At 72.2% G+C, this 23,703-nt stretch carries 19 protein-coding genes; 3 read left to right on the plus strand and 16 right to left on the minus strand.

Annotation, left to right across the window (positions count from 1 at the left end; all coding sequences use genetic code 11):
• The first annotated feature begins 242 nt into the window (after window positions 1–242).
• The gene (locus POL72_RS09260) at window positions 243–2,216 is read left to right on the plus strand and encodes a serine/threonine protein kinase (RefSeq protein WP_272094670.1); all 1,974 of its coding nucleotides are present in this window, start codon (window positions 243–245) and stop codon (window positions 2,214–2,216) included.
• Window positions 2,217–2,223: 7 nt separating this feature from the next.
• Here POL72_RS09260 and POL72_RS09265 read toward each other — a convergent pair whose 3' ends face one another.
• From POL72_RS09265 to POL72_RS09305, 9 genes are all read right to left on the minus strand, one after another.
• Window positions 2,224–3,546, minus strand: a complete 1,323-nt coding sequence (locus tag POL72_RS09265) for a hypothetical protein (RefSeq protein WP_272094671.1) — start codon at window positions 3,544–3,546, stop codon at window positions 2,224–2,226.
• A gap of 82 nt (window positions 3,547–3,628) precedes the next feature.
• Complete coding sequence (gene sat, locus POL72_RS09270) at window positions 3,629–5,374, minus strand: sulfate adenylyltransferase (RefSeq protein ID WP_272094672.1); 1,746 nt, start codon at window positions 5,372–5,374, stop codon at window positions 3,629–3,631.
• Between the two features lie 129 nt (window positions 5,375–5,503).
• The gene (locus tag POL72_RS09275) at window positions 5,504–6,076 is read right to left on the minus strand and encodes a M67 family metallopeptidase (protein WP_272094673.1); all 573 of its coding nucleotides are present in this window, start codon (window positions 6,074–6,076) and stop codon (window positions 5,504–5,506) included.
• Window positions 6,070–7,020: a PLP-dependent cysteine synthase family protein gene (locus tag POL72_RS09280; RefSeq protein WP_272094674.1), complete on the minus strand. Its 951-nt coding sequence runs from the start codon at window positions 7,018–7,020 to the stop codon at window positions 6,070–6,072. The genes POL72_RS09275 and POL72_RS09280 overlap by 7 nt, the downstream gene beginning before the upstream one ends.
• Window positions 7,017–7,367 (minus strand): ubiquitin-activating E1 family protein, encoded by a 351-nt coding sequence (locus tag POL72_RS09285; protein ID WP_272094675.1) that lies wholly within the window; start codon window positions 7,365–7,367, stop codon window positions 7,017–7,019. The genes POL72_RS09280 and POL72_RS09285 overlap by 4 nt, the downstream gene beginning before the upstream one ends.
• 1 nt (window position 7,368) lies before the next feature.
• Window positions 7,369–7,647, minus strand: a complete 279-nt coding sequence (locus POL72_RS09290) for a MoaD/ThiS family protein (protein WP_012238383.1) — start codon at window positions 7,645–7,647, stop codon at window positions 7,369–7,371.
• Window positions 7,640–8,638, minus strand: coding sequence for a HesA/MoeB/ThiF family protein (locus POL72_RS09295; protein WP_272094676.1), 999 nt, complete (start codon window positions 8,636–8,638; stop codon window positions 7,640–7,642). The genes POL72_RS09290 and POL72_RS09295 overlap by 8 nt, the downstream gene beginning before the upstream one ends.
• Window positions 8,635–9,705 (minus strand): cysteine synthase A, encoded by a 1,071-nt coding sequence (gene cysK / locus POL72_RS09300; RefSeq protein WP_272094677.1) that lies wholly within the window; start codon window positions 9,703–9,705, stop codon window positions 8,635–8,637. The genes POL72_RS09295 and cysK overlap by 4 nt, the downstream gene beginning before the upstream one ends.
• Window positions 9,706–9,714: 9 nt before the next feature.
• Window positions 9,715–10,194 (minus strand): RrF2 family transcriptional regulator, encoded by a 480-nt coding sequence (locus POL72_RS09305; protein ID WP_272094678.1) that lies wholly within the window; start codon window positions 10,192–10,194, stop codon window positions 9,715–9,717.
• A gap of 296 nt (window positions 10,195–10,490) precedes the next feature.
• On the opposite strand from POL72_RS09305, the gene POL72_RS09310 reads away from it, so the two are divergent.
• Window positions 10,491–12,179: an acyl-CoA dehydrogenase family protein gene (locus tag POL72_RS09310; RefSeq protein ID WP_272094679.1), complete on the plus strand. Its 1,689-nt coding sequence runs from the start codon at window positions 10,491–10,493 to the stop codon at window positions 12,177–12,179.
• Window positions 12,180–12,677: 498 nt separating this feature from the next.
• A complete protein-coding gene (locus tag POL72_RS09315) occupies window positions 12,678–13,484 on the plus strand; it encodes a helix-turn-helix domain-containing protein (protein ID WP_272094680.1) in 807 nt (268 codons plus the stop codon).
• 91 nt (window positions 13,485–13,575) lie between these two features.
• On the opposite strand, the gene POL72_RS09320 is transcribed toward POL72_RS09315, so the two are convergent.
• The 7 genes from POL72_RS09320 to hprK form a co-directional block, all read right to left on the minus strand.
• Window positions 13,576–15,390 carry a hypothetical protein gene (locus POL72_RS09320; RefSeq protein ID WP_272094682.1) on the minus strand — a complete coding sequence of 605 codons (1,815 nt, stop codon included), beginning with the start codon at window positions 15,388–15,390 and terminating at the stop codon, window positions 13,576–13,578.
• Between the two features lie 73 nt (window positions 15,391–15,463).
• Window positions 15,464–16,909 (minus strand): single stranded DNA-binding domain-containing protein, encoded by a 1,446-nt coding sequence (locus POL72_RS09325; RefSeq protein WP_272094683.1) that lies wholly within the window; start codon window positions 16,907–16,909, stop codon window positions 15,464–15,466.
• Window positions 16,906–19,116 (minus strand): bifunctional metallophosphatase/5'-nucleotidase, encoded by a 2,211-nt coding sequence (locus tag POL72_RS09330; protein WP_272094685.1) that lies wholly within the window; start codon window positions 19,114–19,116, stop codon window positions 16,906–16,908. Before POL72_RS09330 ends, POL72_RS09325 begins: the two co-directional genes overlap by 4 nt.
• Before the next feature lie 5 nt (window positions 19,117–19,121).
• Complete coding sequence (gene ptsP / locus POL72_RS09335; RefSeq protein WP_272094686.1) at window positions 19,122–21,092, minus strand: phosphoenolpyruvate--protein phosphotransferase; 1,971 nt, start codon at window positions 21,090–21,092, stop codon at window positions 19,122–19,124.
• The gene (locus POL72_RS09340; RefSeq protein ID WP_272094687.1) at window positions 21,089–21,373 is read right to left on the minus strand and encodes an HPr family phosphocarrier protein; all 285 of its coding nucleotides are present in this window, start codon (window positions 21,371–21,373) and stop codon (window positions 21,089–21,091) included. Before POL72_RS09340 ends, ptsP begins: the two co-directional genes overlap by 4 nt.
• A complete protein-coding gene (rapZ, locus tag POL72_RS09345; RefSeq protein WP_272094688.1) occupies window positions 21,370–22,431 on the minus strand; it encodes an RNase adapter RapZ in 1,062 nt (353 codons plus the stop codon). The genes POL72_RS09340 and rapZ overlap by 4 nt, the downstream gene beginning before the upstream one ends.
• On the minus strand, window positions 22,428–23,675 hold the full coding sequence (gene hprK / locus POL72_RS09350) for an HPr(Ser) kinase/phosphatase (protein ID WP_272094689.1): 1,248 nt from the start codon (window positions 23,673–23,675) through the stop codon (window positions 22,428–22,430). The genes rapZ and hprK overlap by 4 nt, the downstream gene beginning before the upstream one ends.
• Window positions 23,676–23,703 lie beyond the last annotated feature (28 nt).

Raw genomic sequence — 23,703 nt, forward strand, 5'->3', positions numbered from 1 at the left:
TCACCCCGGCCGCACGGGATGTGCGCGGCGCGCGGCCGTCGCATTGCGCGTCGGCCGTCTTCTACGGACGCAGCATCCCGTTGACACGACCACCCGATACGAGATTTTCTCGTCCGAGGAAGCCCAGCACTCCGCAACGCCGCTCGCTGCCGCCTGTCGAGGCGGTCGAGGGTCGCCACGCGGATCCCTGCCGGTGTGGGTTTTTCTGGCACGGCGCGACCGAGCCTGGCTTCCCGGACGCCATGGCCCTGTTCGACGACGATTTCGAGACGCTCGAGCAGCTCCCCGAGATGCGAAAATCTCGCGGGAAGGGCGGAGATTCGCACGGCCAGAGCCCCACCCCCGTGAGCCTCGGGCGCGCCCGCGCGGAGCTCACGGATCTGTCCAGCGACGGTCCCCGCTACGAGATGCGGTCGCTGCTCGGCGTCGGGGGGATGGGCGAGGTCCACTTCTGCAGGGACCGCCGCATCGGCCGCGACGTGGCCATGAAGGTCATCCGCGCCGAGCACCAGGGCGACACGACACTGCGCCACCGGTTCCTCCGCGAGGCCCGGGTGCAGGGCCAGCTCGAGCACCCGTCGATCGTGCCCGTCTACGACCTCGGCGTGGACAGCAAGGGCTCGGCGTACTTCACGATGAAGCGCCTCCGGGGCCTCACGCTGGCGAGGATCCTGAACGAGCTCCGCGAGGGCGACGCGACGGCGCTCCAGAGCTTCTCGCGCCGCAGGCTGCTCACCGCCTTCTCGTCGGTCTGCATCGCCGTCGACTTCGCGCACTCGCGCGGCGTGCTCCACCGCGACCTCAAGCCCGCCAACATCATGCTCGGCGACTTCGGCGAGGTGTACCTGCTCGACTGGGGCGTCGCGAAGCTCATCGACACGCCGCTCCAGACCATCGACATGGGCGAAGATCCCATGAGCACGCGGACCATCCCGGGCGACGTGCTCGGGACCCTGGGGTACATGTCGCCGGAGCAGGCGCAGGGGTGCGTCGACACGCTCGACGTGCGCAGCGACGTCTACTCGCTCGGCGCGATCCTCTTCGAGCTCCTCACGCTCAAGCCGCTGCACCCGAAGAAGGACCGCACCGAGATGCTCGACTCGCTCATCCACGGCGCCGACGCGCGGGCGTCGGTGCGCGCGCCCGAGCGCGAGGTGCCGCCCGAGCTCGACGCGATCTGCGTGACGGCGACGCGGCGCGAGCCCTCCGAGCGCTACCCGTCCGCCCGCGCGCTCTACGAGGCGGTCGAGCGGTTCCTCGACGGCGACAAGGACGTGGAGCTCCGCCGCGACCTCGCGGCGCGGCACGCGGGGCTGGCCGAGGAGCGCGTGACGGAGGCGCTCGCCGGCGGCAAGGAGGCCGAGGGCGCCCGGAAGGCGCTGCTCAGCGAGGTCGGCCAGGCGCTCGCCTTCGATCCGTCCAACGAGCGCGCCCTGGAGACGCTCCGGCGCGTCCTGACCGAGCCGCCGCGCGAGATGCCGGCGGAGGTGCTCGCCGAGCTGGACGCGGCCGCGGCGGCGCGGCACCGGCTGCAGCTGCGCGCGGGCATGCGCGCCGAGCTGCTCGCGACGGCGATCGCGACGCTGGTCGCCGCCGTGTGGCTGGGCATCCGGGAGTGGCAGGTCTTCGCCTTCATCCTGGGCTTCACCGCCCTCGCGGCGCTGATGAAGTTCCTCGCCGCGCGCGTCGTCCACCGCCCGGCCGCGGAGTGGTACGCCTACGCCGGCTTCGTCTTCAACGTGCTCAGCTTCCTGTGCATCGGCCGCGGCTTCGGCCCGCTGCTCTTCATGCCGATGCTGCTCGTCATCCTCACGTACGGCAACTCGTTCACGTACCGGACGGCCTACCGCTTTGCCGTCGTCGTGACCAGCTGCGTCGCTGTGCTGGCCGCCGCGTGGATCGAGTACTCGGGCGTCCTGCCCCGCTCGTACGAGTTCGCGGGCGGCGCGATGGTCATCCTGCCCCAGGCCGTCGAGCACTCGAAGATCGCGACGATGACGGCGCTGACGCTGACGACCCTGTTCATGCTGGTCGTGCCGGCGTTCATGATGGGCCAGCACCAGCACGCGCTGCGCGCCGCGGAGCGACGCGCGTTCCTGCAGGCCTGGCAGCTCCGCCAGCTGCTGCCGGAGCGGGCCCAGCCCGGCGCCGTGACCAACCCAGGCCCGGAGCAGACCCCGCGCCGCCGCCCGAGGCGCCCCGGCGCCCCGGCGTGAGCGGGGGTCAGTCCATCGGCCAGACCGCGACGACCCAGACCGGCGAGCCGCCGCGCGCGGACACGCGGAGGGCGGCGCTCTCCTCGATCTCGGAGCAGAACGCGACGCCGGCGCTCTCGCCGTTCTCGCCGGCGTCGTCGCGCCCGGCGCGGTCGCCGAGCTCGACGGAGATCCGGAGCGCGCGCAGCTCGCCCCGGGCCAGCGCCGCCCCCGCGAAGTAGCAGCGGCCCGGCTCGACCTGGACCGGGACGAGCGTGTCGCCCTGCGCGCCGATCGCCTCGGCGATCGCCTGCGCGCGCGGCGCGGGCGCGTGGCGGCGGCGCAGCGCGGCGGCCAGGTTGCCGCGGGCGCGCGCGCCGAAGTGCCCCGGCACGAACGCGGACATCGGCCACTGCGCGTCGGACAGCACGACCTTCACCGGCCCCGCGGCCCCGAGGAAAGGCACCTCGACGACCCCCTGCTCGCCCAGACAGAAATCGAGCCGCGCGTCGGGCGCGTCGGACCTGTCGCGATCGAGCACCCTGCCCGTGGTCTCCTCGCGCGCCTCGGCGTCGAGATCGGTCGCGCGGCGCAACGTGGCGCTCGGCACCTCGGCCATCAGGTCGAGGCGGTGGCAACCCTCGGGGAGCCTGACCGAGAACTGCCCCGTCCCGATCGACGAGGCGCGCATGTCGGTCGGAGCGACGCGCGGCGCCCCTTCCGCCTGCGCGCGCCGCGCGGCCCGCGCGACCCGGGCGTCGAGCGGCCCCGGCTCGGAGGGCCGCCCAGGGTCGCCGCGCGGCGCGACGGGCCCGGACGCGCGCTCCGGCAGGATGGCCTCGACGCGCTCCAGCGGCCCGCTCGACGCAGCGACGACGACATCGAACGCGCTGCGCGTCGACAGCACCTCGACCGCCAAGCGGCGCAGCCCCTCGCGCTCGGCCCCGCACAGCGTGATCGCCGCGACCCCGGTGACGCTGGGGACGCGGCGGTCGTCCTCGGGCTCCACGCCGCGCAGCCTGTGGATGAGGCCCTCGAGCGCGGGGACGCCGCCCGACGGCCCCTCCGGCGAGAGCGTGAACTCCGCCGTGCGAGGCGCGAGGAACGCAGCGGTGAGGCACTCGTCCGCCGCCGCGCCGGCCGCGCCTGCGACGCGGGCCGGGCCGGCAGGCGGATCGAGCGCCACGACTCGGGCGCGGCCGTGCTCGAGGAAGATGGGGGGGAGGCGCGCGACGCGCGCGCCCGAGAGCGACCACATCCGCGCGACGCGCGCGGCGTCGTCGCTGAGATCCGCGCGCGCCGGCGTCCCCGCGGAGACGCCGGCGAGCGCGGCGAGGAGCGAGAGGACCACGGCGCGCGCCACGCGTGCCACGTGAGGGGCGGCGCGGCCCCGCTCGACGGCGCCGCCCGCCGCGGCCCTCAGGCGCCCGGGGCTACGACGAGCTGCGCATCGACTCGATGAGGATGCGCGCGACCTCCGGACGGGAGAACTCCGGCGGCGGCAGCTCGCCGCGCTGGAGCAGCTCGCGCACCTTCGTCCCGGACAGGTTGACCTGCGTCGACGCGTCGCCAGGCGCCGTCTTCGCCGTGGCCATCGCGCCGACCACCGTCGAGTAGAACGCGTTCTCGAAGTTGAGCGTGGTGATGCCGAGCTCTCCGGGGCTGAAGGCATTGAAGATCTCCTGCGCGTCGTACGTGCCGTAGTAGCTGCCGACGCCGGCGTGATCGCGCCCCACGATGAAGTGGGAGCAGCCGTAGTTCTTCCGCGCCAGCGCGTGGAAGATCGCCTCGCGCGGCCCCGCGTAGCGCATCGCCGCCGGGTAGATCGAGAGCAGCACGCGGTCCTTCACATAGTACTTCGCGATGAGCTCCTCGTAGCAACGCATCCGCACGTCCGCCGGGATGTCGTCCGACTTGGTCGCGCCGACGAGCGGGTGGATCATCAGGCCGTCGCAGATCTCCAGCGCCGTCTTGGTGATGAACTCGTGCGCCCGGTGGATCGGGTTCCGCGTCTGGAACCCGACGATCCGGCGCCAGCCCTTCTCGGCGAAGTACGCCCGCGTCGTCGCCGGGCTCCGGTCGTACGCCGGGAACGCCGAGTCGACGGGCCGCTCCAGCACGCGGATCTCGCCGCCGACGTACACGGGGCCCGTGCTCATCAGGTAGGCGACGCCCGGGTGCTTCGTCTCGGTCGTCCGGAACACCTCCTGCGCCTCGAGCTCCTTGTTCGGCCGCCACTTGTCGCTCAGCTCGATGACCGCGACGATGCGCCCGTCGCGCGCCCGGAGCGCCGCCTCGGAGCCCACGCGGAGCCCCTCGGCCGCCTGCTCGGAGACGGCGAGCGTGATCGGCATCGACCACGGAAGGCCGCTCTCGAGCCGCATCTCGCGCACGACGCGCAGGTAGTCCTTCGAGTTCATGAAGCCGCGCAGCGGGGAGAACGCCCCGACCGCGATCATCTCGACGTCGCTCTCGGTCCGCTCGTCGAGCTCGATGACCGGCAGCCCCTTCGCCCGCTCCGCGAGCGACGCCTTCGCCGCGCCCTCGACCCACCGGTTCACGAGCTCGCCGCCGTGCGGCGCGATGAGCCCGCGCGCGCCGCCCGCGGCCGCCCCCGCGGCGGCCGCGCCGGACACGGCGACCGCGGCGCCGCGGCGCGGGACGTAGCCGAGCTCCTCGAGCTTGGCGAGGATCTTGGCGAGGCTCTCCTCCTTCGTCTCCTTGCCGGTGTCGACGACCACCTCGGGGCTCTCGGGCGCCTCGTACGGATCGTCGATGCCCGTGAAGTTCTTGATCTCGCCCGCGAGCGCCTTCTTGTAGAGCCCCTTCGCGTCGCGCTCGGCGAGCACGGGGATCGCGCAGGAGCAGAACACCTCGACGAAGTGGGGGATCTGGGCCCGCTGCTCGTCACGGATCGCCTTGTAAGGGCTGATGGCGGCCGTCATCGCGCACGCGCCCGACCGGGCGATGAGCTTCGCCACGTATCCGATTCGCCGGATGTTCGTATCGCGGTCCTCCTTCGAGAACCCGAGGCCCTTCGAGAGGTTGGTGCGCACCTCGTCGCCGTCGAGCACCTCCACGTGGACGGAGCGGGCGCGGAGCTCGGCCGAGAGCATCGCCGCGAGCGTGCTCTTGCCAGCGCCGCTCAAACCGGTGAACCAGACAACAAAACCTGACATTTAGGCAACTCCTTCGATGATCAAGTGACGACTACGGACTCGGCCGCTCCGGGCCTCGGGTGCGGACCCCTCGACGAGCGGAGGAGGGCTGCGCGAGAGCGCGCGGACGCGCGCCCCGGCGCGATGAGCTCAATCGACGACGGAGAACGTCGACGCGACGAACGCGGCGCCGTCCCACACGAAGAGGCGGTGCTCGGCGATGCGGGGCGCCTCCTCCGGACGCCCTTCGCCGGAGCCGCCGCGCACGCTGGTGACGAGGAACGCGAGCGGGAACGCCGGTCCGGGCCCCATCACGATCGGGGCCCCTTCCTCGGCCGGCGGCTCGCCGCCGCTCATCATGGCAGCGTCCGTCGGGCTGAAGTAGGCGCCGGCGTCGAGGTGAGAGTGATAGAGCACCTTCACCGGGCGCCCCGCCGAGGCGCCCTTCTCGACGGCGTCGGAGAAGCGCTTGCCGTTGAAATCGAAGAACGTCCGCGCCGTCCGGAAGTACCGCTCCGGATCGACGGCGTGGAGCTTGTTCGCGATGTTGTCCATCCGGACGTGCTCGTCACAGAGCAGCGGCTCGTCCGCGGGCCCCTTCAGGTACCCGCAGGCCTCCTCGTCGCGCGCGTAGCCCGCGAGCGCCTCGTCCTCGACCGCCTTGAGCACGCTCGCCTTGAGGACCACCCCACCGGCGGTCCACGGCTGTGGAGACATCACCATAAGTAACGCTTCTCCCATTTCATGGGCGCAAAATAGCGGTCGCCCCGGTCGGGGACAATCGCCACGACGCACCCTCCTTGCTGTTCGCGGTGCAGGCGCTTCGCGATCTCGAAGGCCGCGAAGATCGCCGCGCCGCCCGAGTGCCCCACGTGCAGCGCCTCCTCGCGCGCGAGGCGATCGGACATGTCCCAGCCGTCCTCCGTCGTGATGCGCATCGTCTCGTGGTACGCGCCCTCGTCGTGGATGGCGGGCACGAGCGAGCTCGGCAGGTGCTTGAGCCCCTCCAGCCCATGGAGCGCCTCCGTGGGCTCCACGGCGATGCAGCGGATCGGGCGGTGGTGCTCGCGCAGCCGCCGGCTCGTCCCGACGATGGTGCCGCTCGTGCCGACGCCGGCCACGAAGTGCGTGATCCTGTCGCCGACCGCCTCCAGGATCTCGCGCGCCGTACCGTGGTAGTGGGCGAGCGGGTTGTCCTCGTTCGAGTACTGATCCGGGTAGAAGTACCGCTCCGGATCCTTCTCGACCAGCGAGCGCACGAGGCGGATGGCGCCGTCGGAGCCCTCCATCGGGTCGCTGAAGATGAGCTCCGTGCCGAACGCGCGCGCGATGTCCTTGCGCGCCTTCGACACGTTCGACGGCATGACGAGCGCCACCTTGAAGCCCATCGCCGCGCCGAAGAGCGAGTAGGCGACCCCGGTGTTGCCGCTCGTCGAGTCGATGAGCGTCTTCTGGCTGGTGAGGCGGCCGTCCGCGGCGGCGCGGGTCATCATCCGCAGCGCGGCGCGATCCTTCACCGAGCCGCCGGGGTTCGCGAACTCGAGCTTGGCGTAGACCTCGACCGACGGCGTCTCGCGGCCCACGCGCGAGAGGCGCAACAGCGGCGTGTCGCCCACGGCGTCGACGACCGACCCCAGGCGCCGGGAGCGGGCGAGCGAGTGCCTCATGACGGGTCGACCTCCCCCGCGCTCCCCTGCCCCGCGCTCCCCGCGGCGCTGCCCTGAGCCAGCGCGGCGCGCATCGCGGCGAGCGCCGCGCGCGCGCCCGCGAGCACGGCGCGCGCGGCGGGCGAGGCGACGAGCTCCGCGGGCGCGAGCGCGGCGAGGTCGATCGCGCCCTCCGCGAGCGCGCCGAAGCCGGCGCCGCGCGCGTAGCGCTCCGCCACCTCGTGCGCGAGCGGCGGCGCGTCGCTGCCGCCGCCGAGCACGCGCGCCGTCGCCGCCTTGAGCCTCGCCTGTCCCTCTGGACCGATCTCCGCGAGCAACACCTGGCGGAGATAGCGCGGGTCGTCCACCTCAGCCCCCGGCGATCGCGGGGACGATTGCCACCTGGTCGCCGCCCTTCACGGGCGTCTTCAGCCCGTCGAGGAAGCGGATGTCCTCGTCGCCCACGAAGATGTTCACGAAGCGCCGCACGCCCTTCTCGTCGAGGAGTCGGTCGCGGATGCCAGGGTAGCTCTTCTCGAGGTTCTCGATCAGCTCGCCGACGGTGCCGCCGGCGGCTTTGACCTCGTCCTGCCCCCCGGTGAGCGTGCGGAGGGGGGTCGGGATGCGGACGGTCGCGGTGTCAGCCATGGTCTTGCTCTCCAGTCTTGAGGTGGGTCGAGGATCCGCTCTCGCGGTCCTTTACAGCAGCGGTCGGGGATTCGCCTTCGCGGTCCCCTTCAACGTGGGTCGGGGATCCGCCTTCGCGGTCCCCTTCAACGTGGGTCGGGGATCCGCCTTCGCGGTCCCCTTCAACGTGGGTCGGGGATCCGCCTTCGCGGTCCCCTTCAACGTGGGTCGGGGATCCGCCTTCGCGGTCCCCTTCAACGTGGGTCGGGGATCCGCTCTCCGCCGCGCATGCGACGACGTAGCGGGATGCGTCGATCGTCGCGATCGCGGCGCGCGCCCCGCAGAGGTCGCAGGCGGGCCGCGCGGAGACAGGGACGCTGCGCAGCGTGTCCGTGAGGCCGTCGTACGTCGCGATCCGGCCGAAGATCGACGCGTCGCCCGCGAGGATCGCCAGCGCGCGATCCGCCGCGATCGCGCCGGCCACGCCGCACACCGGGCCAGCCACGCCGGCCGTGGCGCAATCCGGCGCGTCCCCGGTCGGCAGGTCCTCGAACAGGCAGCGGTAGCAGGGCGCCCCCTCCCCCGCGACCGCCATCACCGTCGCGCGCCAGCGGATCGCGGCGGCATGGACCACCGGCGTCCTCGTCAGGCGGCACACGTCGGCGATCAGGAACCGCGACGCGAAGTTGTCGGTCGCGTCGACCACCACGGAGACGCCCGGCATCAGCCCCGCCGCCGCGCTCGGCGCGAAGCGGCCGTAACGGCGATCGACGCGGAGCCCGGGGAAGCGACGGCGCAGCGCCTCCGCGAACGCGTCGAGCTTCGGCCGCCCGACGTCGTCGTCGTCGAACAGGATCTGACGATGCAAGTTCGTCAGCTCGACCTGGTCGTCGTCCGCGACCCGCAGCTCCCGCACCCCGGCAGCGGCGAGCGCGAGCGCGGCGGGCGCGGCGATCCCCCCCGCCCCGACGAGGAGGACGCACCCGCGGATCGCCTCGCCGCCGCCGCTCATCGGAAATACTCGTCCAGGCTGAAGTAGCGCTCGCCTGTGTCGCAGAGGACGGTCACCACGTTGGCGTCGGGGCCGAGCTCGCGGGCGACGTCGAGCGCGACGCGCACCGCGGCGCCAGCGCTGATGCCGACGAGCAGCCCCTCCTGACGGGCCAGCGCCGCCTTCGTGTCGTACGCGGCGCGATCGCTGACCGTCCGCACCTCGTCCACCACGCTCGGATCGTAGTTCTCGGGGACGAACCCGGCGGCGAGCCCCTGGATCTTGGTGGGCCCGCGCTCGCCGCGCGAGATCGTCGCGCACGACTCGGGCTCGACCGCGATGACGCGCGTCGCCCGGCGGAGCCGCTTGAGCACGCGCCCGACACCGCTCACCGACCCGCCCGTCCCCACGCCGGCGACGAACGCGTCGATCGTCAGCGACTGCCGGGGACCGGGCCGCCCCGGCGCGTCGAGGCCGGCCATCGCGTGCAGGATCTCCCGCGCGGTCGTCTCCGCGTGGACGCGCGGGTTGTCGGGGTTGTCGAACTGGCTGAGGATGAGCGCCCCCGGGATGTCCGCCGCGAGCTCGCGCGCCCGGGCGATGGCCCCCTCCATCTGCAGCTCGGGCTCGGTCAGGACGACCTCCGCCCCGTAGGCCTCGAGCAGCTGGCGCCGCTCCAGGCTCATGCTCGCCGGCATCGTCAGGATGCAGCGGTACCCCTTCGCCGCGCACACGATCGCGAGCCCGATCCCGGTGTTCCCCGACGTCGGCTCGATGACCACGCCGCCCGCGCCGAGCAGCCCGCGCGCCTCGGCGCCCTCGATCATCGCGAGGCAGATCCGGTCCTTCAGCGAGCCGCCCGGGTTCTGCTGCTCGGCCTTCCCGAAGACGCGCCCCCGGGGCGTCGCCGCGTCGACGCGGCGGATCTCGTAGAGCGGGGTGTCGCCGACGAGGTCGAGGAGGCTGTCGACGACGCGCGGGTGCGACGGCAGCGGCGGGAGCTGCGCTGCGCGCTCCGCGGGTGCGCCCGGTGCGCCCGGTGCGCCCGGTGCGCCGGTGGATTGTGCGGATCGTTCGGGGCTGCTCATGGTGTCGGTTCAGATCACGTAGGTCGAGCGCTCGGGCCGCCCCTTGCGGCGCACGCCGAGCTCGACGCCGCGCTCGCAGACGTCGGCGATCGAGACCGAGTCGAAGCAGCGCTCGATCGCGAGCGCCAGATCGTGGAACACGGCCGTGGGCGGGTCGAGCGGCGAGCCCTCCGGCCTGCCGTCGTCATCCGGCGCGATCACGGCGACCGGCCCCTCCAGGGCGCGGACGACGTCCCCCAGGCTGATCTCGCTCGCGGGCCGCGCGAGGTGATAACCGCCGCGCGGCCCCCGCTTCGAGCTGATGAGCCCGGCCTTCTTCAGGTCCTGGAAGATCTGCTCCAGGAAGCGCGCAGGGATGACCTCACGCTCCGAGATCTCGCGGATCTGCGTCGGCCGCCCGTCGTTGTGGAATGCGATATCGAACAATGCGCGCACACCGTAGCGACCCTTGTTCGAGAGCTTCACCGCCAGCCATATGCATTGGTGCATCGGAGAAGTCAAGAACGGCACATTCAGCGACTTACCCTTCTTTCCGTGCGACACAGCACCCGAACAGCGCACAAAAACCGGCGGTCGCGGCGAAATTACCAGCAGAGGTTCACCGTTCGCCGCGTCGCCGCGACGCGGCCTCGGCTTCCTGTTGAACCGGATGGGACGGGTTCAGTAGCTTCGAGCTCTATCGAGGCTGCGAGTCGCCGCGCGTGCACGGAGGGGCGCGCGGAACGTGATCGGCGCGCGGGCGTCGCACGGTTCGGGTTGCGGCGCACCAACCTAGGAGTCGGCCGGTGGCTTTCTATCAAGACCCCCCCACACTCGGGAACCAGTACGACGACGACCGCGTGCTGCGGTCCTATCTCGCGCGGGCCCTGCCGCGCGAGGTGGCCGCGTCGATAACGCCTTCGCTGCGGGAGATGGGCGAGCTCGCCGGCGGCCGCCTGTACCAGCTGCAGCTCGCCGATCGCGCGAACGAGCCGAAGCTCACGTCGTGGGACGCCTGGGGAAGGCGCGTCGACCAGGTCGAGGTGACCCAGCTCTGGAAGGAGGCGGCCCGGATCGCGTGCGAGCGGGGGGTCGTCGCGACGGCCTACGAGCGGGCGCACGGCGCGTTCTCGCGCGTCCATCAGTTCGCACTGGCGTACCTCTTCGACGCGTCGAGCGACGTGTACACGTGCCCGCTCGCGATGACCGACGGCGCCGCGCGGACGCTCCTCGCGAGCGGCAACCACGCGCTCATCGACCGCGCCGTGCCCCGGCTGACGAGCCGCGACCCTGCCGCCGCGTGGACCTCGGGCCAGTGGATGACCGAGCGCACCGGCGGCTCGGACGTGGGGCGGAGCGAGACCGCGGCGCGCCTCGGCCCCGACGGGGCCTACCGGCTCCACGGGACGAAGTGGTTCGCCTCGTCCACCACGTCGGAGATGGCGCTCACGCTCGCGCGCCCCGAGGGCAACCCCGAGGGCAGCCGCGGCCTCGCGCTCTTCTACGTGGAGCTCGCGGGCGAGGCGGGCCGCCGCGAGGGCGTGCTGATCAACCGGCTGAAGGACAAGCTCGGGACGCGCAAGGTGCCGACCGCCGAGCTCACGCTCGACGGGGTCCTCGCCACGCCGGTGGCGGGCCTCTCGAACGGCGTCCGAGCGATCGCGCCGATGCTCAACGTGACGCGCACATGGAACGCGATCGGCGCCATCGCCGGGATGCGCCGGGGGCTCGCGCTGGCGCGCTCGTACGCCCAGAGCCGAGTCCAGTTCGGCACGACGCTGGCGGAGAAGCCGCTGCACATGGACACGCTCGCCGAGCTCCAGGCCGAGTTCGAGGGCGCCTTCCACCTGACCTTCCGCGCGATCGAGCTGCTCGGGCGCGAGGAGACGGGCTCGCTCACCGACTCGGAGGCCAAGCTGCTGCGGCTGATCATCCCGCTCGCGAAGCTCACGACCGCCAAGCAGGCGGTGTCGGTGCTGAGCGAGGTGCTCGAGGCGTTCGGCGGGGCCGGCTACGTCGAGGACACGGGCCTGCCGCGCCTGCTCCGGGACGCGCAGGTCCTCACGATCTGGGAGGGCACGACGAACGTGCTCGCCCTCGACGCGCTGCGGGTGATCCTGAAGGACGGCTCGCTCGACATCCTCGCGGCCGAGGTGGCGCGCCTCCTGACCGGCGTGGTCGAGCCGAAGCTCGCCGAGGCGGAGACGTCCGCGTCGCGCGCGGTGTCGCACGCCCGCGCGTGGATCAAGGAGATGGCCTCCGCCGACCGCCCCGGCCTCGAGGCGGGCGCCCGCCGGGTCGCGATCACGCTGGGCCGGGCGCTGCAGCTCGCCCTGCTCGTGCGACACGCCGCGTGGGCCATCGACCGCGAGCGCAGCCGGACCGCGCTGGCCGCCGCCGTCCAATTCGAGCGCAACGGCGTCGACTGCATCCGGGACCACGATCGCGACACGATCGAGGCCCTCGCCGAGACGCGACAGCGACCCGACACCTGAACAAATGGTGGGGTCCGCCCACTGAACAAATCCCTCCGGTAACCCGGGCACGGCGACGGCGCGAGGCGGGCGTGGCGTCGTGATCCGCGCCCCATCCGCGCGCCTCGACGATTTTTCCGGGGTCGCGCTGCATTCTGATCATACGGAATTAACGTTTGGTTTCGGACGGTTGCGAATGCCTGTTCGTCCTGGAAGCGGACGGCATTTGTCCTAGCGGCTTGCGAAGGCACTAGACGGGACAACCTGAACGGGCTTACAGTAATGCGTAGCTGCGGCGCTGAACGCGTGCCCGACGCGGGCGACGTGCGGGCGGGCCCGTCCATCGAGGCGGGCTCCGCCGGCGCGGCGCCCCCGGTGGGGTGAGATCCGCCTGCGCGTGCCTCCGGCGCGTGCGTGGGACTTCGTCCGCCTCCTGGACGGATCGGGCTCGCGTGGCCCCGGGCACGCGTGCGGCGCGCGGTGTGGGCGAGCGCACACGACGAGCTGCGAAGAGGCGAGATGAAGACGCAATACACGCTGCTGTCCGGCGAGACGGTCGAGTTCCCGACGCCGGCGGGCGAGCTCGGCGCCTTTCTGTCCCGGGTCCTGGTGGCGGCCAGGGATCCGTCGGTGTCCGACGTCGAGCTGCTGGATCTCGTGCTCGGCCAGGAGAACCCGTTGCTGGACAGGACCGCCGTCGCGGGCCGGAGCGTCGCGACCGCGGACGTGTACCGCGACCCGACCTTCCACGTGATGCTCGACTGCGTCGCGCGGAAGCGCCTGCCGCCCGATTCGGCGGTCCTCACGCCGCGGACGCGCTTCACGATGACGGTGCCGGACGCCGCGCAGCAGCTCGGCATCTCGGAGAGCGCTGTGCGCCAGGCGATCTACGCGGGGCGGCTGCGCGCGAGCAAGGAAGGGGGCACCTACTACCTCGATCCGCAGTCGGTGGCGGGCTACCGGGTGAGCAAGCGGGGACCGCGGCGCCAGGACCAGATGGCGAAGGGACCGCCCGGGGCCGCGCTCGACGCGCGCATCGGCTCGGGGCCGGACGCGAGCTTCCGGGTGAAGCACAGCCGCGACGACTTCGAGCTGACGGAGAAGCGCGGCCCCGAGTGGACGGGCATGATCCCGGCGGGGTGGCGGCGGATCGCGGTGCTGGGCACGTCGAAGGACCGCTCGCGCTACTGGGAGATCGAGCCCGCCGACGGCGAGAGCGTGCTGCACTTCGAGGGGTTCTACCTGCGCGGCGGCTTCCGCATCGTCGAGACCGTGAGCACGTCGCAGCGGGCCGTGGCGGCGTTCAAGGATTTCGAGCCGCGATGAGCGGCGGCGGCGGCGGCGGAGGCGCGGTGAGCGGGGGAAACGCGGGCGCGGCGAGCGGGCGACGCGGTCAGCGCGCATCGCGGGCGTCGGGTCAGAAGCGGGCCTGGAAGCTCGTGCCGAGGCCGAAGAAGTCGGGGTTCACGAAGGTGCGCAGGGCCACGGTTCCCTCGGAGGGATCGCGCTCCATGAACGTGCCGTTGTTGTCACGCACAACCTGAGCCCACGCCACCGCGGAGAGGATCTTGCTGATATCCCACTTGAGGCTCACGCGGGCCTGGAAGATGGGCACAGCCGAGGCGTTGAAGGGGAGGATCGACACATTGCCCTGGTCTCGGACGACGGACGTGCGCGCGATCACCGCGCTCATGGTGTCGACGGACATCGTCCTGAACGCGGCGGGGAACTGCAAGCCCACGCCAAGGCCAGGGGTAAGCCGCACGGACGCGAGGTAATAGTCGGCGGCGAGCGCGAAGAACAGCTCGTCGGCCGTCGAGGTCTGGGCGGTCTTCGGGATCGTCTGGAATGGGATGAAGCTCGGCTGGTTGCGCAGCACGAACGGCAGATCCCGGTAGACGCCCGTGACGCTCGCGCGCGCGTATCCGGACTTGACGACCGCCTGGAGGGCGCCGGCGCGTGCCGGCTGATGGGTGGTGACACCGGCAGACTCGAAGTCCTTGAGGTTCTGGAAGAGGTTCGTCGCTTCGAGGCTCACCGCCCATGTCGTCTTGCCCGGCGTGTAGAACTCGGGCTTGAAGAGGATCTGCGGCTTGTTTGGATCGTTGCGATAGAGGAGGAAGTCGACCGACTGCGGGATGGGCTCGTTCTTCGCGTGCGCGACGACCCGGGCCGAGCCGCCGTAGGTGTAGACCGGGTCGCCGACGACGTCGGACAAGTCGAAGCGGCCCTGCTGGAAGTAGCCGGCGCCGAGGTCGACGTGGACGTAGGGGTGGAGGTCGGCGCCCCCGCCAAGGAGAAAGCCCCAGTTGGTCTGAGCGATGCGGATCTCTTCGATCTCGCTCGTGCCGGGGGTGAGCACCTCCTGGACCTGGTTGAGGCTCGCGACCTTGAACCCCGCATACACGCTGAACCGGTCGGAATCGAGCTGGACCTTCGCGCCGGGCGCGGTTCCGATGATGCGCGGGAAGATGGACTGGTTGGCGGAGGCGTTCGTCCCGCCCCACGAGATGTCGTAGAGGTAGCCCAGTCGAAACCGGTCCGTGTCGATGGGCCAGAGCGTGACGCCGATACCGGTCTTCCCCTCTGCCTTGCCATCGGCGTGATAGAAGGCGCGAATGAACGATCCGGCGTCGTAAAACGCCTGGTTGACGTTGTTGTTGTTCCTGGAAAGCGCGGCGAGGTCGATCCGCAGGACGAGCGAAGCCTCGGTGTCGAGCCGCTCGATGAACCCCGGCATCCTCTTGTAGAGCGCGAGGTGCGTCAGGTTCTCGCGCCCGGTGAAGCGGGAGTTGAGGTTGTCGAAGAAGAGCCGGTATTGCTTCCGATCGCCGACGCTGAGGTTCGGCGAGAGCGGCTGGGCCTGGCCGGTGTCGTGGAGCAGATCGTCGTCCCCGAGCGTCCACGTGAGGCGCGTGTCCATCGCGTCTCCCAGGCGGACGGGCGGCTCCTCGGCCGCCGGCGGCAGGTAGGGCTCGCGCCGTGGGAGGGTGGGGACGACGGGCGCGGGTGCGGACTGCGAGGTCGGAGACGGCGCGGCGGCCGCTGGGGCCGGCGCGGCGGGCGCCGGTGCCGGCGCGACCTGGTCCGGGCTCGGCGCCCCCGGCGCTGGCGCCGGTACCGAAGGCGCAGCAGGACCGGGCGGCGGCTGCGCCTGCGCTAGCGCCGGCGGCGCGAGCGTGAACAGCAAGGCCCCGGAGACAGCAGGGGCGAGGAGCGCGCTTCGGAGCATGGCGGGCGGTGGCTTTCCTGGGCCTGGGGGATCCGGCGGGCGCAGCGCGACCGCGGCGAAGGTGAGGAGGTGGCTAGTTGGTCTCGGCGTCGTTGTCGTCGAGGCTGCGCGTCCGGACACAGGCCTCCTTCGAGGGCTTCGTTGCGGGCGCGCAGCCGGGCGCCGCGCAGACGAGGTCGTCCGGGCAGCGGGCTTCGATCGTCCAGTGCAGCGAGCCGCCCGAGAAGTTCCGGAGCGTGCCAGTCACCGCGTCGATCACCTCGCCCCGGCGGGACGTCGGATCGAAGGCGCTCACCGTGCCCGTCTGGATCTGGATCATGCTCGATCCGTCCGTGATCTTGTAGTTGCCGCGCGCGGCGTAGCTCGTCCACTCGCTGCACTCGGGGTCGTCCGAGCACGCGTTCGCGCAGCTCCGCTCGGCCTGGCTGTCGAAATCGACCCGCCCGTCGCCGTTCAGATCGCAGTTCGATTGCTCCGCGGCGAAGACGTTGTCCCTCGCGGGCCTCGGACCGAAGCGCTCGCTCACGTGGAACCCCTCGACGCGCACGAGCCCGCTCTCGAGGCGCTCCATGGCCGAGGCGCCGGCGAGCGTCGGCCCGTCGAGCACCGTCGGCTCCGGGACCAGGCACTCCGCTCCTCCCTGCACGCGCGCGATCTCGTACGAAGGGAACGAGAGCTCGGTGAAGCCGAAGAACTCGTCGACGGTGCCGGCGAGGTACTCGAGCCGATCGCAGATACGCATGTTGGCAGGTGTGTTGAAATTGTACGCGAAGAGGTGGTTGAAGCCGCTCCCCTCGCCCGTCAGATCGGTGACGTAGAAGCCGTCGCTCGAGACGCGCGTGACGACGACCTGCTGAGGAGCCGCGGTGTTGATCTGCATCGCTTCGGTCGGGTAGGGCGTCGCCGGGCCGCCGCCCTGCACGTCGGCGATGCGCGGCACGGCGTAAGCGACCGGCTTCGAGACACCGGCGCTGAAGGAGCCGCCCTCCTCGGTGTCGTCGTCCGCGAAGGCGCACCCGGGATCGGCAGGGAAATCGACGAGCACGTCGCCCGGCGCGTCATCGTTGACACCGTTGGCGCACGCCGGGCGGTTGCCCCGGGACGCGGGCCGGTAGCCGACGTCCTCGACCCACAGCCGGGTGGGTCCGTAGACGGCCGTCACGTGGGCGATCCCCTTGGCGACGCCGCCCCGCAGGCGGATGTTGCGGCCGACCGCGATGCCCTCGTCCTCGGCCTCGACGTCGAGCACCGCCCCGGGCTCGATGCTGAGCCTGACCATGCCGTCGAAGGGCGCCCGGCGGCCGGCAGCGTCGCGCGCCTCGATCCTGAACGACCAGGCGTCCACGGTGTCGCCGCGGTTGGCCGGCAACGGCGCCTCGGCGGAGGGCGGCGCTTCCCCGTTCACCTGCTCGACCTGGACCCAGAAGCTCGAGACGCCCCGGGGCGGCTCGAAGTCGCTGCTGCACCCGGCGAGCGCGGCGGCCGCGAGCGCCGCTCGATGCCGCGCCCGCGGCGTCACTGGCCCACCATCCGCAAGCGGCCGTCGGAGAAGCTGCCGAGCCGCCGGTCGACGCACGCCAGGTACTTGCACTGCTCGCCCGCGGCGCTGCACGGGGCGAGCGCGCTCTCGCACCGCTCCCGCACCCAGTCGGTCGGGGCCTCGGCGCAGACGTCCCGCTGGTAGGCGGCGACGTCGTCGCGGCAACGCGCGAGCACACACGCGCCCCGGGAGCACGGCGCGGCGCCTGTCTTGCACGCCTGCCCCTCGACCACCGACTCGGGGCACGCGCAGACGAAGCCCTCGCCCACGCCAGCGCAGTCGGCGTCCCGCCGGCACGACGCGAGCTCGCCGCGATCGTCCGCGCCGCACGGGCTGCCCGCGCGGAGGTGGTCGATCAGCGCGTCGCGCTGCTGCACCTGCGTGTCGAGCTGCGTCGTGTTGCGCTGGAGCACGCGGAACCCGCTGCCGCCCTGGGCGAGGTAGCTCGACGTCGCGAGCTCGTAGGTCGCGATCGGATCGATCGGCTGCCAGCACCGCCTCGCCTCGACGTCGCAGCTGCCCACCTCGCCGCCCGGACAGTCGGCGTCGCCGTTCGGGCACGCGATCGTCGGCTGGCGCGCGCCGATGTACACGTGGGTCGCGACGCCCGGCGCGGCGCCGCCTCCGGAGCGCGCGGCGCAGTCGATGACGACCCGCGCGCCCGCGATCTGCGCCTGCGAGACGCACCCGCGGCCGCTCGATCGGCGCGCCACGAAGTCGAAGAGCTCCTGCACCTCGAGGCCGGAGAGCTGCATCTTCGAGATCGAGTTGTCGAAGGGGAAGACATTGAACATCTGCTCGACCGTCACCGGGCCGGGCGCGAGGTCGGCGCGGATGCCTGTCGTGTTCGTGAGCGCGAAGTCGGTCTGGATGCCGAGGCGCAGCCACATCGCCCCGGCGATGAGGTTGCCGAGGGGCGAGTCGCCGCCGCTCGTCGAGGCGCCGCGGGAGCCGCCCGGCGCGTAGCCGACCAGGAGATCGAGGTTCGCGAGCGCGTCGAGCCCCTGCGCGTACGGCTCGAGCGCCGAGGCGACGATCGGATCGGCGGGCACGTCCTCGGTCACCGGGAAGAGCTCGTACCGATCCGACAGCACCTCGAAGCCGTTCAGCGGGTCGTAGCCGCCCCCGAGCTCGGAGGCGTCCCTGGACAGCACGAGGTCGAGCCGGCCGACGAACTTCGCGAACGCGCCGGAGTGCGCGAGCACCACGTCGCGTGGCGTACAGTAGCGCCGGCGCTTCGCGCCCTCCCCGGGGGAGCGCTCGTCGTTCAGGAGGATGTAATGGCTCTGCCGCTCCTCGTCGTAGTACCGCGAGCAGTCGCGCACGCGCTTCGGCGGCTGGAGGACGATGTGGTTGTGCCCGCCGAGCACGACGTCGATGCCCGTCGTGGTCTCGATCATCCGCTCGTCGCCGTCGAGGCCGAGGTGGGTGACGAAGACGATGACGTCCACCGTGGGGCGGAGCAGATCGACGTAGAACTGGGCGACCTCGGTCGTGTTCAGCGGGGTGACGCCGAGCCGGTTCGGCGCCTCGAAGATCGATGGCAGGCTGGAGAGATTGCCCATCCCGACGACGCCGACCTTGAGGCCCTCGAGGTCGAAGACCGTGAACGGCTGCAGGATGGCGCCGAGCGGAGAGGCGCCGGGCTGCGCGGGGTCCTCGAGCTGGTAGTTCGCCGCGAGGACGGGGAAGCCGGCGTTCTGCTGGAGCTGGATGCCGAGGTTCAGCGCGCCGCGGTCGAACTCGTGGTTGGCGACGATCATGGCGTCGACGCCCATCGCGCCGAGGGCGCGGATCTCGGCCTCTCCGGAGTAGAAATTGAAGATCGGCGCCCCCTGGAAGCAGTCTCCTCCGTCGAGGTGCAGCGCGCGCGACGACCGGGCGCGCTCGCGGCCGAGGAGATGGGACATGCGCGCGGCGCCGCCGACGTTGGCGACCGAGGCGGCCGCGCCGAGGCCGAGCCCCGCGTCCACCTGGCCGAGCTGCAGGTTGTACGGGAAGAGCCGCGAGTGGATGTCCGACGTGTGGAGCAGCGTCAGGTGCACCTGGCCGACGAGCCGCGTCGGCGGCGCCTCCTCCTCGCAGCCCGCCGCGCACAGGCCGAGCGCCACCGCGCAGGCGGCCAGCGCGCGCGCCACGCCGGACGCGACCGGCGCCGCAGGCGTCGGCTCCACCGCACCGAGCACGCCGCTCACCGCGTGGCGCGCTCTCCCGTGAGCAGGTCGTAGAGGTCCGGCGCGAACGCGGCGGCGACGCAGCACTCGACCTCCTCCGCCGTCGCGCAGGCGAGCGCCTCCGCCGCGACCGCCTCGGCCTCGGCGACCGTGATGCGCCGGAGCGTCTCCTTGATCTCCGGGATCGCCGCCGCCTCCATCGAGAAGTCGCGGAGGCCGAGGCCGAGCAGCAGCAGGGCGGCGAGCGGATCGCTCGCCATCGCGCCGCAGAGGGAGACCGGCCTGCCGAAGTCCTGGCCTGCCTGGATCACCTTCGTGATCAGCCGAAGGATCGACGGATCGAAGGGCGAGGCCAGGTAGGCGAGCGAGCGGCTGGTCCGGTCGACCGCGAGCGCGTACTGGATCAGATCGTTCGTCCCGAGGCTCAGGAACGCGGCCTCGCGCGCGAAATGGTCGACCATGATCGCCGCCGAGGGCACCTCGATCATCACGCCGAGCGGGATCTCGTCGGCGCACGCCTGGCCTCGGGCGCGCACCTGCTCCTGCGCGCGGTGCAGCAGCGCGCGCACCTGCCGGAGCTCGCCGAGGCCCGCGACCATGGGGATCATGATCCGCACGTCGCCGTAGGCGGAGGCGCGCACCATGGCGCGGAGGTGCTCGAGGAAGACGTCGGGGCGCGAGAGCGCGAGCCGGACCGCGCGGAGGCCGAGCATCGGGTTCATCTCGGGCGGCACCTGGAACGTGGAGACGAACTTGTCGCCGCCGATGTCGAAGGTGCGCAGCGTGACCGGCTTCGGGCGGAGCGCCTCGACGACGGCGCGGAAGATCTCGAACTGCTGGTCCTCCGAGGGCGGGGACGAGCGGTCGATGTAGAGGAACTCGGTCCGGTAGAGGCCGATGCCGTCGGCGCCCTGGTCGCGCGCGAGGATCGCCTCGGCAGGGAGCTCGACGTTCGCCCGGAGCGACACCTTGACGCCGTCCTTCGACTGGGCGGCCCGGTGCCTGGACTCCGAGAGCTCCTTGCCGAGCGCGACGTAGCGTTCGGCGCGGGCGCGCGCGTCCGCGAGCTCGGCGGGGCCGGGGCGAACGACGACCGTGCCGCGCAGCCCGTCGATCACCACGACGTCGCCCGTGATCACGCGCTGCAGCACGTCGCTGACGCCGACAACGGCCGGGATCTCCAGCGCGCGCGCCATGATCGAGGTGTGGCTCGTGCGGGTGCCGACCTCGGTGACGAAGCCGACGACCGGCTCGTCGACCATCGCCGCGGTGTCGGCCGGCGACAGGTCGTGCGCGATCAGGATCGTCGGCCCGGAGAAGCGCGGGAGCGCCGCGCCGAACGTCGCCGGCATGGCGATCGAGTTCTGCAGCTCGATCAGGCTGCGCGTGGAGAGCGGCGAGGTGTCGCGCGAGGACGGCGGCTCCTGGGGCGGGAGGCTGAAGGCGCGCAGGAGGCGCTCGCCGACGAACATGACGTCGTGGCTGCGCTCGCGCAGGTACGGGTCGTCGAGCGCGGCGAAGCGGCCCGCGATCGCCTCGCACGCGGCCGCCACCGCCCACTCGGCGCAGCGGCGCTCCTCGGTGACCTGGCGCTTCACGGCGTCGGCGAGCGCCTCGTCGCCGAGCATCAGCAGGTAGGCTTCGAGGATCGACGCCTCGGCGCGGTGATCGCCGACGCGCTTCGCCATGTCGCGCAGCTCGTCCTGCGCGCGCTCGACCGCGGCCTCGAAGCGCTCGAGCTCCGCCGTGATCTCGCTGGAGCCGACGCGGCGGCGCGGGTGGTTCGTCCGGTGCCCGCCCATCACGACGGCCGCGCCGATGGCGACGCCGGGCGACCCGGCGATGCCCCGCAGCGTCTCCGTCCGGGCGCCGGGCGGCATCGAGTCGACCCGGGCGCCGGGCGCCGCCGAGTCGCTCCGGACGGCGTCCGCCGGGGCGGGGTGCTCGTCCGGGGCGTCCGACGAGAGCGCGCTCGGGCCGCGCGTCACTCGTGCTCTCCGAAGCGCGCGGCGATCAGCTCGCCGATGGCGGAGACGGCGTCGGCGGCCTGATCGCCCGTCGCGCTCACCTCGATCTGCGTGCCCATCGAGCCGCAGAGCAGCAGCACGCCCATCACGCTCTTCGCGTTGGCCGACTGCCCGTCCGGCCCGGTCAGCGAGATCTCGCAGTCGTAACGCCCCGCGAGCTGCACGAGCTTCGTCGCGGCGCGCGCGTGGAGCCCGCGCACATTGATGATGGTGAACCGCCTCGTTACCGCCTCCGTCGTCACCGCTCGCCCCCCGTCACGCTCGTGTCCGACGCCGGGCGAGGCTCCGACGGGGTCGCTCCCGGCTGCGCCAGCCGGAGATCCACGCCGGGCGCCCCGGCCATGCCCTCTCCCACCCCCGAGGGTACACCACTCGCGCTCACCCGGGCGACGTCCCGGTGCACGACCGTGATGGGCAGCCCCGTCTTCCGCCGCAGGCTGTCGCTGAGCGCGTTGGTGAGCACGACGGAGCGGTGCCGACCGCCGGTGCACCCGATGCCGACGGTGAGGTAGCTCTTTCCTTCGCTGGCGTAGCGCGGCATGCAGAACGAGAGGAGCTGCTCTGTCCTGCAGATGAACTCGAGGGCATCCGCGTTCTTCAGGATGTACTCCCGCACCGGCTCGTCGTTCCCCGTGAGCTCGCGGAGGCCGTGGACGAAATACGGGTTGTCGAGGAAGCGGACGTCGAAGAGCAGATCGGCGTCGAGCGGGATGCCGTACTTGTAACCGAACGAGACGAACCGGGTGGACATCCGGGGCACCTCGACCTTCGAGGGGCGCAGCCGCTCGATGACGACGCGGCGCAGGTCGTGCGTCGACAGCCGGGTCGTGTCGAGCTCGATGGTCGCCCTGGCCCGCAACGACGCGAGCCGCTCGCGCTCGAGGAGGACGCCGTCGAGCATCGCGATGGCGCCGCTGCCGCCGGTCGTCAGCGGGTGCGGGCGCCGCGTCTCGCTGAAGCGCCGGAGCAGCGTCTCGTCCGAGGCGTCGAGGAAGAGGATCACCACGTCCCGTCCGTTCCGGATGGAGTCGAGCGCCGCCGTGGCGCCCGCCAGGAAGGAGCCCACCCGGACGTCGATGCCGAGCCCGATCCGGGTGATCCCGCCCGACTCGCACGCCTCGACCGCCGGCTGCACGAGCGACGTGGGCAGGTTGTCGACGCAGAAGAACCCGAGGTCCTCCAGGGCGTGGAGCGCCGTCGACTTGCCCGCGCCGGAGAGGCCCGTGACGACGACGACGCGCCCCGGCGCGCCGTCGGGCCCGTGCAGGCCGTGCTGCTGCTGATCGCCTGCGTTGCTCACCCTCGCCTCCTCGGCCGCGGCAGGCTCACGGACGACTCCGTGGGGCTGAACCCGGAGCTCGGGCGATCGGGGGGCGGCCTGCCCCGATCCGCGGGCGGCCGGAAGGCGCTGCTCGGGGGGTTCGGCGCGTCCACGCCGCGGCCGGGCGGCGGAGGCCGGGGCGGGCCGGGCGGCGCGGCGCTCCGCGAGGCGCCTTCCTCGGCGAGCCTCGCCGGCGGCGGGATCGACGACTCCTCCGGCGAGCGCTCGCGGAGCAGCTCGCCCTCGACGTTGCCGAAGAACTCGCGGGCCGCGTGGAACCCGGCGTTCTTCAGGAGCTCGTTGCGGGCGGCGACCTCGAGGATCGACGCCATGTCGCGGCCCGGGCGCACGGGGATGACGAGCTCCCGGATCTTCACGCCGAGGATGGTGTGGTACCGCTCGTCCAGCCCGAGCCGATCGTACTCGGTGTCCTTCGACCACTCGACCAGCTTCACCACGACGTCGATCCGCTTGCGCTCGCGGATCGACGTGACGCCGAAGAGGTCCTTCACGTTGAGGATGCCGAGGCCACGCACCTCGAGGTGGTACCGGAGGAGCTCCGCCGGGGCCCCGAAGACCATGCCGGGAGGACGGTAATCGCACTCCACGGCGTCGTCGGCCACGAGCCGGTGGCCGCGCATCACGAGATCGAGCGCGCACTCGCTCTTGCCGATCGCGCTCGACCCCATGAGAAGGAGGCCCACGCCGAAGACGTCGACGAGCACGCCGTGCAGGCGCAGTCGCGGCGCCAGGCGATCGTCGAGCAGCGCGTGCAGCGCGGTGATCGTGGCGCTCGATCGCACGGCCGAGACGAGGAGCGGCGTCCCGGTCTCCTCGGCGCACTGCGCGAGCTCAGGCACAGGGACGAACCCGATGCCGGAGCCGTTCGCCTCGAACGGCTGATCGCCCTGCGTGACGATGACGCAGCACAGGCCGAGCTCGAAGAAGCCGCGCAGCGACAGGAGCCGGTCTTCGCGGGAGAGCTTGTGGAGGAACGAGAGCTCTGTCTGCCCGAGGATCTGCACCCGCGTCGGCACGATGCCGTGGAAGTGGCCGACGAGCGCGAGCCCGGACTTCTGGATGCGGGTGTTCATGATGGGCCGATCGAGGCCCGCGGCGCCGGCGATGAGCGTGAGATCGATGCCGAGCCCCTCGTCGGCCATCAGGCTCCGCACCGCGATGACGGGGCGGTCCGCGCGCCCTCCGCCGGTCGAGGGGGGCATCCGGCCGCCTCCTTCCCCTTCCTGTCCG

Origin of the sequence: Sorangium aterium, from assembly GCF_028368935.1 — a bacterium.
Lineage (GTDB): Bacteria > Myxococcota_A > Polyangia > Polyangiales > Polyangiaceae > Sorangium > Sorangium atrum.